11 protein-coding genes are annotated in these 12,204 nt (G+C 45.5%); 6 read left to right on the top strand and 5 right to left on the bottom strand.

The window, feature by feature from the left end:
* Window positions 1–2: 2 nt before the first annotated feature.
* Together dapF and pnuC are read right to left on the bottom strand one after the other, a co-directional pair.
* Window positions 3–767, bottom strand: a complete 765-nt coding sequence (gene dapF / locus MVI27_RS01640) for a diaminopimelate epimerase (RefSeq protein ID WP_246958945.1) — start codon at window positions 765–767, stop codon at window positions 3–5.
* A gap of 109 nt (window positions 768–876) precedes the next feature.
* Entirely contained in the window at window positions 877–1,536 is a 660-nt protein-coding gene (gene pnuC / locus MVI27_RS01635; RefSeq protein WP_246958944.1) for a nicotinamide riboside transporter PnuC, read from the bottom strand.
* Window positions 1,537–1,783: 247 nt separating this feature from the next.
* Between pnuC and MVI27_RS01630 the strand changes: the two genes are divergently transcribed.
* Together MVI27_RS01630 and MVI27_RS01625 are read left to right on the top strand one after the other, a co-directional pair.
* Window positions 1,784–3,463 carry an amino acid permease gene (locus MVI27_RS01630; protein ID WP_246958943.1) on the top strand — a complete coding sequence of 560 codons (1,680 nt, stop codon included), beginning with the start codon at window positions 1,784–1,786 and terminating at the stop codon, window positions 3,461–3,463.
* A 48-nt stretch (window positions 3,464–3,511) separates the two neighbouring features.
* Window positions 3,512–4,534: a WD40/YVTN/BNR-like repeat-containing protein gene (locus MVI27_RS01625; protein WP_246958942.1), complete on the top strand. Its 1,023-nt coding sequence runs from the start codon at window positions 3,512–3,514 to the stop codon at window positions 4,532–4,534.
* A gap of 10 nt (window positions 4,535–4,544) precedes the next feature.
* Here MVI27_RS01625 and MVI27_RS01620 read toward each other — a convergent pair whose 3' ends face one another.
* The gene (locus MVI27_RS01620) at window positions 4,545–5,819 is read right to left on the bottom strand and encodes a chloride channel protein (protein ID WP_246958941.1); all 1,275 of its coding nucleotides are present in this window, start codon (window positions 5,817–5,819) and stop codon (window positions 4,545–4,547) included.
* Between the two features lie 218 nt (window positions 5,820–6,037).
* Between MVI27_RS01620 and hemN the strand changes: the two genes are divergently transcribed.
* The 4 genes from hemN (at window position 6,038) to MVI27_RS01600 (ending at window position 11,582) form a co-directional block, all read left to right on the top strand.
* Window positions 6,038–7,396 carry an oxygen-independent coproporphyrinogen III oxidase gene (gene hemN / locus MVI27_RS01615; RefSeq protein ID WP_246958940.1) on the top strand — a complete coding sequence of 453 codons (1,359 nt, stop codon included), beginning with the start codon at window positions 6,038–6,040 and terminating at the stop codon, window positions 7,394–7,396.
* 82 nt (window positions 7,397–7,478) lie between these two features.
* Entirely contained in the window at window positions 7,479–7,916 is a 438-nt protein-coding gene (locus MVI27_RS01610) for a hypothetical protein (protein WP_246958939.1), read from the top strand.
* 259 nt (window positions 7,917–8,175) lie between these two features.
* The gene (gene uvrA, locus MVI27_RS01605; protein ID WP_246958938.1) at window positions 8,176–11,013 is read left to right on the top strand and encodes an excinuclease ABC subunit UvrA; all 2,838 of its coding nucleotides are present in this window, start codon (window positions 8,176–8,178) and stop codon (window positions 11,011–11,013) included.
* A 122-nt stretch (window positions 11,014–11,135) separates the two neighbouring features.
* Complete coding sequence (locus tag MVI27_RS01600) at window positions 11,136–11,582, top strand: hypothetical protein (protein WP_246958937.1); 447 nt, start codon at window positions 11,136–11,138, stop codon at window positions 11,580–11,582.
* 57 nt (window positions 11,583–11,639) lie between these two features.
* Here MVI27_RS01600 and MVI27_RS01595 read toward each other — a convergent pair whose 3' ends face one another.
* Together MVI27_RS01595 and MVI27_RS01590 are read right to left on the bottom strand one after the other, a co-directional pair.
* The gene (locus tag MVI27_RS01595) at window positions 11,640–11,888 is read right to left on the bottom strand and encodes a DUF6952 family protein (protein WP_246958936.1); all 249 of its coding nucleotides are present in this window, start codon (window positions 11,886–11,888) and stop codon (window positions 11,640–11,642) included.
* Window positions 11,888–12,196 (bottom strand): thioredoxin family protein, encoded by a 309-nt coding sequence (locus MVI27_RS01590; protein ID WP_246958935.1) that lies wholly within the window; start codon window positions 12,194–12,196, stop codon window positions 11,888–11,890. Before MVI27_RS01590 ends, MVI27_RS01595 begins: the two co-directional genes overlap by 1 nt.
* Between the last annotated feature and the right edge of the window lie 8 nt (window positions 12,197–12,204).

The following is a 12,204-nucleotide window of genomic DNA, read 5'->3' as shown; positions in this document are numbered from 1 at the left end:
AATCAGTTAATAAATCCGGTAAAAACATGAGCGGCCGGCCCTTCCAGCCAGATGTCGGAAAATCCTGCGCCGTTTTGCTTTGCATAGACGAACAAACGCCCGCCGGGGACTTCCACAGTCACATGGTCTGTGTCATGGTCTTTCAGAAACATCAGTGCGGCGGCAGTGGCACCGGTTCCGCAGCTGTAAGTTTCATCTTCCACACCGCGCTCGTACGTTCTTACGAACAATTCATTGTTTCCGCGCTTTTCGGCAAAGTTCACATTAATACCTTCAGCACAGTATGTCGCAGAATTCCTGATTTTGTTACCAAGTACCGGCACATCTGTGTTTTTTGCGTCCTCCACAAAGCGCACATAATGCGGTGAGCCGGTATTCAGGACAAAATCATCACCGTCCGTATGCCACTCAGCTACATCAGACATTTTAAGTTTTACCTTTCCGTTTTTTAATGTAGCCTCGTGCAAACCATCTGCAGCAATAAAGCGGGTAGCGTAGGTAATGATTTCCAAATAAGCCGCGAAGGCAACAATACAACGTCCGCCGTTACCACACATGGAACTTTCGCCGCCATCGGCATTATAATATACCATTTTAAAATCAGCTTCCGGCGTATTTTCGAGCAGGATCAGGCCATCAGCACCAATCCCGAAACGGCGGTCGCATAATTTTCTGATATACGCTTTCTCTTTGTAGAATTCCAGGCTGCGGTTGTCCACCATAATGAAGTCATTACCGGTGCCCTGGTATTTATGAAACTGTACCATACATTATATTTTTTTAAGCTCACATGCCGGAGAGGCATTGCGAACGGACGCAAAGATAATTAATGCGGTAAAGCAGCGGAAAAGCCAAGGTGTTAAATACTTCCCAAAATCAGGCTTTGGATCGGGCGCTCCGGAGCCATTCGCGGTAACCGATCACTGCCATGATGGTGAAAATAAAGTATTGCACGGAAGTTATTCCCAGACCCTTGTAAATCATCATCGGAACACTGATCAGGTCGCCCACAATCCAGAAAATCCAGTTTTCGATCCGGCGTCGTGCCATTAAAAACATTCCAACCAGGAAGATTGCCGTCGTGAAGACATCCAGCCAATTCGCCCAATCCAGGTGATACAGACCCAGTTGCGCCGAGGCATAACCGTCATCCAAAATCGGTTTATAATAATAGACCAAAGTAACCAGTGCCAGGCTGAGTACGAACAAAAGTGAGGAATATATCCACTCCCGGCGTGTGGTTTTGGATACAAAAACATGAACGTGATCGTCCGAACTTTTAGACCAGAGTATCCAGCCGTAAATACTCATTGCTGTGTAATACACGTTAATCATCATATCGCCCAGCAGCCCAAACACAAACAAAATATAAACATAAATCGCGGTGGAGATAATGCCGGTGGGATACACCCAGATGTTTTTTCTGATCGAAAAGAAAACACTCAGTAAACCAAAAATAGTAGCAATGGCCTCCAGCGCAATCTGATACCCGGCATAGGATTCATACGGCTGCAGGAAGAGTTCATAAAAATTCATGAAGCCAAAGATAGTATAAAATGAAAGTGGGCGAACTACAATTAATCTTACATTTTGCTGCCGGAAGTGCGGTTTGTTGCCGAAATCACTTTTAATAAAACAAAAGAGAATAAAATAATAGATTGCACGTTCGCAGTGTGTTTCAGTGCTAAAGAGTGCGCGGAGAAACTAAATCTGAAAAGAATATGCCGAAAATACGTTAATATTTATTAAATTTTATATTTTTGGAAATCTTAAAAAAAATCAAATGTCAAATCTTTGGAGAACGAAGTCCCTTACGCAGTTGCTGTCAGAAGCAGATGAATCGGAAAAGGGGCTGAAAAAAACCCTCTCTTCTGCTTCGCTGGTCGCCTTAGGAATCGGTGCCATCATCGGAGCCGGCCTTTTTTCGATTACCGGCATGGCCGCCGCAAATTATGCGGGTCCCGGAATTATGATCTCATTTATCATCGCTGCCATCGGCTGTGCTTTCGCCGGTCTGTGTTATGCGGAATTCGCCTCGATGATTCCTGTAGCCGGGAGTGCCTATACCTATTCGTATGCCACCATGGGCGAATTTATTGCCTGGATTATCGGCTGGGACCTGGTGCTGGAATACGCGGTGGGCGCTGCCACGGTAGCCTCGAGTTGGTCCGGCTATCTCGGAAAATTCTTCTCCAATTTTGGCGTCGCCTTGCCGGAAGCGCTGATGACAACGCCGTTTGATGTAACCTCTACCGGCGAGATGGGGCTCATCAACCTGCCGGCCGTGTTCATCGTGACCATCATGTCCTTGGTGCTGATCAAAGGCACCAGCGAGTCTGCGTTTGTGAATACATTGATTGTTATCCTGAAGGTTTCCATTGTTATTGTCTTCATCGTAGTTGGTTTTAAATATGTGCGTCCGGAAAACCTGACACCGCTGATTCCGGAGAACACCGGCAAGTTCGGTGAATACGGCTGGACCGGCGTCATACGGGCTGCCGCGGTCGTCTTCTTTGCCTACATCGGGTTTGATGCCGTATCTACCGCTGCCCAGGAAACAAAAGATCCGAAAAAGTCGATGCCGATCGGGATCATGGGTTCCCTTTTGATTTGTACCGTACTCTATATTATTTTCGCTTATGTAATGGTGGGTGTTACGCACTACAAAACCTTTACGGCCGGCGGCGGTGGCGATCACCTGGCACCGGTAGCTATTGCGATTGATGCGATGGGCGAGGTGGTGAACGGTACGGTTGTACCTGCTTATCCGTGGTTGAATACCTCTATTATTTTAGCAATTTTGTTAGGATACGCTTCGGTAATTCTGGTAATGCTGATGGGGCAAAGCCGTGTTTTTTATTCCATGAGTAAAGATGGCCTGTTGCCAAAAGTATTTAGTGAAGTGCATCCGAAATTCCGTACACCGTACAAATCCAATATTTTCTTCCTTGTTTTCGTGAGTTTATTTGCGGCGTTTATTCCGGGTCGTGTGGTCGGCGAGATGACGAGTATCGGAACTCTGTTTGCCTTCATCCTGGTTTGTGCCGGTGTTCTGGTACTCAGAAAAACGCAGCCAGATGCGCCGCGTGCTTTCCGTACGCCACTCGTACCGCTTATTCCGGTTCTGGGAATTCTGGTATGTTTCGGGATGATGGCCTTCCTGCCGTTTGATACCTGGATCCGCTTGGTCTGCTGGATGATGATTGGTCTGGATGTGTATCTGTACCGCGGCATTCGCAACTCAATCTTAGGGAAGCATAACAGCACCACCGAAAATCCGAAGAATTACACCGTAAGTGCTATTTCGGGAGCGATTCTCACCATCGTGCTGGCCGTTCTGACGTATCTGCACCATCAGAATGCAGAAACCGATGACAGCGGACTGATTATCTTCTCGGTTATAATGATAGTTGTGCACACGGTATTGTACGGATATTATTTCCTTAAGTACAAAAAGAAATAACAGTTTATATTCCCGCTCCTGCAGCGGGATTTTTTTTAAGTTTATACCATGAAAAAGGTTTTGATATTTCTTTGTTTAGTGAACACATTGGCAATTTCATTTGGTCAAAAAGTCCGTAAAGAAACACTGCTGGAAGATGATGTTTCTATTCGCGCACTCGAAATCTGGGACGGTAAAGTTTGGTACACCGGGACCGCTTCTAAGTTTGGGTACGTAGATATTGCCAATCCGGCGGAGCGCAAGCAAATCAAAGTAGCGCCGACAGATCTTCAGTTTCGTACCCTGGCACAGAATGATGCTGCTTTTTATATCATTAATATCGAAAGCCCCGCCCACATTTTTCGTATTGCTAAAAAAGACCTGACAGTAACGTCCGGCGTAACAGATGCGGCTGCTACTGCTTTTTATGATGCCCTGCATTATTCAGACGGATACTTTTATACCTTCAGCGATCCGGCGGAAGATCTGGTCTTGCAATGGAGCCGTCTTAAAGATGCTGATTTTCCTGAATTAAAACCCCTGGCACCTGTTTTACAAATGAAAACGGGAGAAGCAGCCTTTGCGGCCAGTAATTCCAACATTGCCTCAGCCGGTGATTATGTCTGGCTCGCAACAGGAGGCGCAGTTGCACGGATTTTTCGATATCATAAAAAGACCGGCGCGACGCAAATCTTTGAAACGCCTTTTGTGCAGGGAAATTCTACGCAGGGAATCTATGCTATTGATTTTTATAACGCTAAAAAAGGGATTGCGGTCGGTGGTGATTATAGGAAACAGAAGGAAAATCGTAACAATATCGCCACAACCAGCGATGGCGGTAAAACCTGGCAGATTCGTGCTTCCGGAAAGAATGGTGGCTATAAAACGTGTGTACAATACCGGCCCGGATCGCATGGCAACGATATCCTCGCAGTCGGAGACCAAATGGTGGAATATTCTGCAGATGGCGGAAAATCCTGGAACATTATTTCTGATGAGAAAGGATTATATGTCTGCGCCTGGGTGGACCGGAACACAGCTGTGCTCGCCGGCAAAAACAAAATCCTGAAAATGACCTTTGAGCCTATATAAATTAGCTTGTTTATTCCGTCTTTTTTAAGGCCTGTGTATTCAGATAGAAATCATAAGTGTACACATTATAAGGCAACACTTTCTGCGCAAAGTAACGTGCAATAATACAACCCACCAGTACCGGCACAAAAAGCTGAAAACCTCCGGGCGCCAGGCCGCATACCAGAATAAGCGCGGTAAAAGGAGCATAAATAGAGGCGGATAATGTAGCAGCAGCACCCACTAACGCAAAATTCAGCGGGATGAGATTCAAGTCTAAATAGATATTTCCCGCCTTCGCGACCAGTAAGCCTAAAAACGCACCGGCAACAATGCTCGGCGCAAAGACACCGCCGTCGCCACCCGCGCCCAGCGTAAGCGAAGCAGCCAATGGTTTCAGCAGCGCCAGGATGGCCAGCGTACCCAGAGAAATGCCGGTAGCGGTCATGGCCTCCTGCATACCATGGTAGGAATCACCGTACAGTGCCGGAAAAACACACAAGCCGACTCCAACAGCAATGGCACCCGTATTCACCCGGATAAAATTGTTGTTGATATTGCCGAACAGCCTTTTCATTCTTGTTACCAGCAGCGTAAAATAAACGGAAAGAAGTGCACCCAGTAAACTTAAAATAATGAAGCCGGGCATCGCGTGCCAACTCCACGCGAAGTCCTCAAACGCCAGTAGCGGTTCAAGTCCGGCAACGTAGATAAACGCCCACGAGAGCAGCGCTGCTGTTCCACAGGATAGAAGAAGGGTGCTGCGAACCTTGCGGGAAATAACTTCCAGCGCGAAAAGCATTCCGGCTATGGGACTCACGAAAAGTATCGCCACGGCAGCCGTCACGCCGGCACAAACGAGTTCTCTTTTATATTGATTCGCCGCAAAATTGCGAATGTGAATCTGATTTCCGACTGTGGCAGATGCTACGACCGAAGATACCTCGATGCCGGTGGAACCACCGAATATCACCGTAAGCATTCCGTTCAGTAAATGCGAAGGTATCTTGAAGAAAGGCAAATGTTCCTTGCGCTGATCCAGCGTTTTGTAGATTTCAGTAATTCCCTTGTTCTTTCTGCCTTTGAAAGCGTATTTCCTCAAAAAATATATGGCGGTAATACCGATGGTAGGTGTGATGATAAACAGTAGAGCAGAACGGCTGAAGAGCCAATCAAACAGTATTTCTTCCAAATGTTCAGTGACTAGTTTGACCCCGTAAATCAATAGAATGGTAACGCAACTTACTACAGCAGAAGCTGCCAGGAGTTTAAGCAGGTGTCGGTTTTTAATCTGATGTCTGTCCATTTGGCGCACAGGCTGTTATCGTATTTTTAATTAAAGTGGTGCAAAATTAGTAAAAGTGAAATTGAAACACGAACGATTGTACTTTAAGAAGTCCATGTGCTATTGGTTTCTGTCTATAGCGGTATTTGTCAAAAGCAATAATATGTCAGGTGCCGTTGCTGGGCTGCCGGTTTCTAATTTCGTAATTTTGCCACTTGTACCTTAAATCAAGTGAGCACATGCAATCTTTAATTGATAAATATAATATTCCCGGGCCAAGATATACCTCGTATCCAACGGTTCCTTACTGGGATGATGCCGGTTTCACGCCGGAACTTTGGAAGGAATCCGTACTTCGGACCTTCAATGAAACTAATGACGAAGAAGGAATCTCCATTTATATTCACCTGCCGTTTTGCGAAGCGCTGTGTACCTTCTGTGCCTGCCATAAGCGGATTACCAAGCAGCATTCGGTGGAAACACCTTACATCGATACGGTTTTGAAAGAATGGGATTTGTATGTCGAACTGTTTGGTCGTCGTCCTAAAATCAAAGAACTGCATTTGGGTGGGGGAACACCGACATTCTTCTCGCCGGCAAATCTGAAACGAATGCTAGAAGGAATTTTTGCTAAAGCGGAAATTGCAGAAAATCCTGAATTTTCTTTCGAAGGCCATCCGAATAATACGACGCGCGAGCATTTACAGACTTTGTATGATTTAGGTTTCCGCCGCTGCAGTTTTGGCGTACAGGATTACGACCCGAAAGTACAAAAAGCCATTAACCGCATCCAGCCTTTCGAAAATGTGAAAAATGTAACGGAGTGGGCGCGTGAAATCGGTTATCGCGGCATTTCTCATGACCTGGTCTTCGGGCTGCCTTTCCATACCTGGGAAAAAATGGAATACACCATTCGTAAAACCCTGGAACTAAAACCCGATCGTCTTGCTTTCTATTCCTATGCACACGTGCCCTGGATCAAGGGTGTGGGCCAGCGCGGTTTTGATGAAAATGATTTGCCGAGCGGCGAAGAAAAACGAAAACTGTATGAAAACGGCAAACGGTTGCTGGAAGAACTCGGTTACCGCGAAGTAGGGATGGATCACTTTGCGCTGGAACACGACGATTTATACCAGGCGATGCTATCAGGCGATATTCACCGGAATTTTATGGGCTATTCCTCCGGGAAAACACAGTTGATGGTTGGTTTGGGAATGTCCTCGATTTCAGATTCTTGGTACGCTTTCGCACAGAACGAGAAAAGCGTGGAAAAATATCAGGAAATGGTGGAGCAGGGGATCATTCCGGTGGTTCGCGGTCATATTTTGAGTGATGAGGATTTGGTCATCCGTAAGCATATCCTGAACCTGATGTGCCGCCTGGAAACTTCCTGGGATTTGCAAACGAGCTTCCCGGAACTGGAGCAAGCATTGGGCGCACTGAAAGAAATGGAAAAAGACGGCCTGGTTGAGATCGGTGAGAATACTATTAAAATAACTGAAAAGGGGCGTGCTTTCACGCGGAATGTAGCCATGACCTTCGATTTACGAATGATGCGCAACAAACCGGAAACCCGGATTTTTTCGATGACGATTTAATATGTAGAAGCAAGCTGAAAGGTTTGCTTTTTATTTTTTCCAAGAAAGAGGTAGCAGATGATGTTTTTATCAACTATCTTTAATGATTAAAGATTTAATTATGAGCAGGGTTATCTTATTGATATGCATCAGTTTCACCGCGATTTGCGCAGCTCAAAATTCTGGTACCGTTCAGCAAAAATTCGAACAGTCTCGCCCGTCGGCTCCTGATGTTCCTGCGCCACCGGTGATGCTTCATCCGGCTGCATATCCGGGCGGTAACAAAACTTTTGTGACAAAAGTAAAAGAGAATATCTCTTTTGATCATAAAGTTGTACCAAAGTACAAAGCTACTTTAATCCTAAAAATATCACCTGAAGGGGAGGTTCAGAATATATCTGTTTATGCTCCAGACGAAGCATTAAATAATACTATAAAAAAAGCGGCACACCAGGTAACCGATCATATTCGGTGGGAACCTGCACGTAATAAGGCTGGCATTCCTGTGGTTGATGTAGTACGTTTGCCTATATCTCTATAAAATTTCACTCGTATCTGTTTTTAAGTTTTAATTTTTTTGAAATAGAATAACTAATCGTATTTCTGTTTAATGAAGTATTGGAGCGAATCCGCAAACCGGATCCGGCTTAGCACACATTTTGCAACCCTTCAGCCGCTGGTCATTCGCTGCCTGCCGCGGCAGATACCGCAGTTTCATAAATGCCTGTCTTAATTTATAATGCGCTAAAAAATCCGTAAATTTGCACCGCGAAAAAATTGCTTTCGCGACTACTTAATACATGAAAGATTCCAAAGAGTATATAGAAGTTTACGGAGCCCGTGAACACAACCTTAAAAACATAAACGTAAAGATTCCGCGCAACGAACTCGTCGTGATTACCGGCCTTTCCGGGAGTGGAAAATCCTCGCTGGCGTTTGATACCATTTTCGCGGAAGGCCAGCGCCGCTACATTGAAACCTTTTCTGCCTACGCCAGGCAGTTTCTCGGTGGTCTGGAACGGCCGGATGTCGATAAGATTGACGGCCTCTCGCCGGTGATCGCCATTGAACAGAAAACGACCAGCAAAAATCCGCGCTCAACCGTGGGAACGGTTACAGAACTGTATGACTTTCTCCGCTTGTTATTTGCCCGTGTTTCCGATGCCTATTCCTTAACCTCCGGTAAAAAACTGGTGAGTTATACGGAAGAGCAAATCCTGCAAGCTATTCAGAATAATTATAAAAACGAAAAAGTCATGCTGCTCGCGCCCGTGGTGCGGTCGCGGAAGGGACATTACCACGAGCTTTTTGTGCAGATGGCCAAGAAAGGATACGGCCAGGCAAGAATTGATGGAGAGATCCGTGAACTGGAATACAATCTGAAACTGGACCGGTACAAAACCCACGATATCGACATTGTGATCGACCGCTGGATTATCGGCGAAGCGTCGTCCGAGAGCCGCATGGAGAAATCCTTATCTACTGCCCTGCAAATGGGCGATGGGATTATTGGCATTCAGAAGCTCGATAGTGACCATATCGAATACTTTTCGCGAAATCTGATGGATGCGGAAAGCGGTCATTCCTTGGCCCTTCCGGAGCCAAATACTTTCTCTTTTAATTCTCCAAAAGGAAGCTGTTTTTATTGCAAAGGTTTGGGCACGGTGAAGAAGGTGAACACGGATTATTTTGTGGAGAACCCCAAACTGTCCATTAATCAGGGTGGTTTACTGCCGCTGGAGGATATTAAATCTAATAAATGGATTCTTTCCCAGATTAAGAATATTCTGGAAATCTTCGGTTTGTCTTTGTCTACTCCGATGAAGGATATTCCGAAAGAAGCGTTGGATTATATCTACAACGGTTGTCATAAAGAATTTAATAAAGACCTGAAATACGCCGGTGTAAATAAAAAAATTAAAATCAGTTTTGATGGCCTGGTGCCTATGATCAACGAACTGATTGATGATAAAGACAGTTATGATGCGGTGTTGCTGGAACGCCATTTCACCACTGAAGAAAACTGCCCGGAATGTAAGGGAACACGATTGCAGCCTTCGAGCTTGAGTTTTAAAATAGCAGATAAAAATATTGCGGAAGTAAGCGCGATGTCTTTGTCTGATTTTATGGTATGGCTGGTGGAAATTGAAGATCATTTTAGCAATAAAAATAAAATCATCGCTCATGAAATCCTGAAAGAATTGCGCACGCGATTGCAGTTTTTGCTGGATGTGGGATTGGAATATTTAAGCCTGAGCCGCAGTACCAGAACGTTGTCCGGTGGCGAATCGCAGCGCATTCGCTTGGCAACGCAAATCGGATCGCAACTCGTTAATGTGCTTTATATTCTGGATGAGCCTTCTATCGGTTTGCATCAGCGCGATAATGAGCGGCTCATTAATTCGCTTAAAAACCTGCGCGATATCGGAAATTCTGTGCTGGTCGTGGAGCATGATAAGGATATGATTCTGGAGGCAGATGAAGTCCTGGATGTAGGCCCACGCGCCGGAAAGTTCGGTGGTGAAGTGCTTTGGCAGGGCAAACCGGCCGACCTGCTGAAAGCTGATACCATTACAGCAGATTACTTAACCGGAAAGCGGGAAATTGAAGTGCCGGCTGAAAGACGGAAAGGCAACGGTAAATCTTTAATCTTAAAAGGTGCAACGGGAAATAACCTGAAGAATGTAACACTTGAAATCCCGTTGGGAAAACTGGTGGTGGTAACAGGCATCAGCGGAAGCGGAAAATCTTCGTTGATTAACGGTACGCTGTATCCCATTCTGAACCGTCATTTTTACCGAAGTGTACAGGAGCCTTTGCCTTATAAAAAGATTGAAGGCATCGACAATATTGACAAGATTGTAGATGTGGACCAGACGCCTATCGGACGGACGCCACGCTCCAATCCGGCTACCTACACCGGAATGTTCACCGATATTCGTAACCTTTTTGCGGAATTGCCGGAGTCTAAAATCCGCGGGTATAAAGCAGGGCGTTTTTCATTTAACGTAAAGGGCGGACGCTGCGAAACCTGTCAGGGCGGCGGGCTGAAAGTCATTGAAATGAATTTCCTGCCCGATGTTTACGTGCATTGCGAAACCTGTAACGGAAAGCGGTTCAATCGCGAAACGCTGGAAGTACGCTACAAAGGAAAATCTATTTCGGATGTATTGGAGATGACCAACGATGAAGCAACCGAATTCTTCCAGCCGATTCCCAAGATTTATGCAAAAGTGAAAACCTTGCAGGACGTCGGTTTGGGATATATTACGCTTGGCCAGCAATCCACTACCCTGAGCGGCGGTGAGGCGCAGCGCATTAAACTGGCCACCGAATTGTCTAAAAGGCAAACAGGAAACACGCTGTACATTCTGGATGAGCCGACCACCGGACTGCACTTTGAAGATGTGAAAGTTTTAATGGACGCGATTAATAAACTGGTGGACTTGGGGAACTCCTTTATTATTATTGAACATAATATGGATGTGATTAAGCTGGCAGATTATATCATCGATGTAGGTCCCGAAGGTGGAAAGAATGGTGGGGAAATCATTGCGAAAGGCACACCCGAAGAAGTGGCGCGGTCCCGCAAATCATTAACGGCGCGCTTTCTTAAAAAAGAACTGCCGTCAAAATAATTTCATTGTAAAATAATGCTTAAATGCCCGCTGTTTTTATGGCGGGCATTATATTGTGTTCAATTTAAACGACTGTTTGGCATTAAGATTGAACTATAAGAGCAATTGTTTAAATTGTAGAAATGAAAAAAGTATTTAACCTCATCGCCGGCGCAGGATTGGCACTAAGCCTAGCCTCATGTTCCGCAAATCCCGGCGTAAGTGATAGAAATAATTATCCTTCTAATGGAACTGTTTATCGCGCCGGCGACGGCAATGTATATAACCGCGGAGAAGTATATCGTGACCGTAATGGGAATGTGTACCAGAACGGACGTGTCATCCGGAGAGGAGATGTCTATGGACGCCCAGGTGTGATTACGCGCGGCAATCAGTCCACGGTATATTATCCGAACAGAAATGCACGGAACTTACCGCCGGGACAAGCAAAAAAGATTTATGGCGGCAGCGCTAAAGACTATGCCAAAGGCCAGCAAAAAAAGAAGTACAAACAGTACAAATACAATGACAACGGCTACAAGTACAATGATAAAAAGTACAAGAAAGGCCAGAAGAAATATAAACATTAACAGAAAAAAAGCAGCGGAAAATTTCCGCTGCTTTTCTTTTATACTAATTCCGGTAATTTACCGGTCAATCGACCCCAATACCTTTTGTGCAAAGGAATTAAGCGCATCACGCTCGGCCATTCCTTCGGCCACTTTTGCATGCACCTCCAGCGCGCCGCAAATGTTGGTAATCAGCTCGCCTGTAACGTTCAGATCCTCTTCAGTCGTGCCTCGAAACTCCGAGAAAGACTCCAGGACTTCCAGGGTTTTCTCCAGGTTCTCCGCAGACTGGTTCTGATAAAATTGTCTGATAATCGGAAGCTTCATTACTTAAATTCGTTAAAAAGGTTCGTGAGGCTTTCTGCCTGATTGCTCTGTACCTGGTTCACAAGTTCACCATTCTGGAAAATTGCAAACGTTGGCAGGTTATCCACGGTTGCTAGTTTGCGGCTTTCCGGATATTTCTCGGCATCCACGTACAGGAAAGGGATGTCCTCGTTTTCAGAAGCCAGTTTCTTGAACTTCGGCTTCATAATTCTGCAGTTACCGCACCAAGTAGCACCGTACTGCACCACGACTTTGTCATGATCTGCAACCAACTGCTGCAGGTTGTCTTCTGCTAATTCTGTGTACATAATTTTCG

The sequence above is a fragment of the Chryseobacterium salipaludis genome, assembly GCF_022968825.1.
Taxonomy (GTDB): domain Bacteria; phylum Bacteroidota; class Bacteroidia; order Flavobacteriales; family Weeksellaceae; genus Kaistella; species Kaistella salipaludis.
The sequence above is the reverse complement of the archived record's forward strand: the minus strand, read 5'-3'. Positions and strand labels throughout refer to the sequence as shown.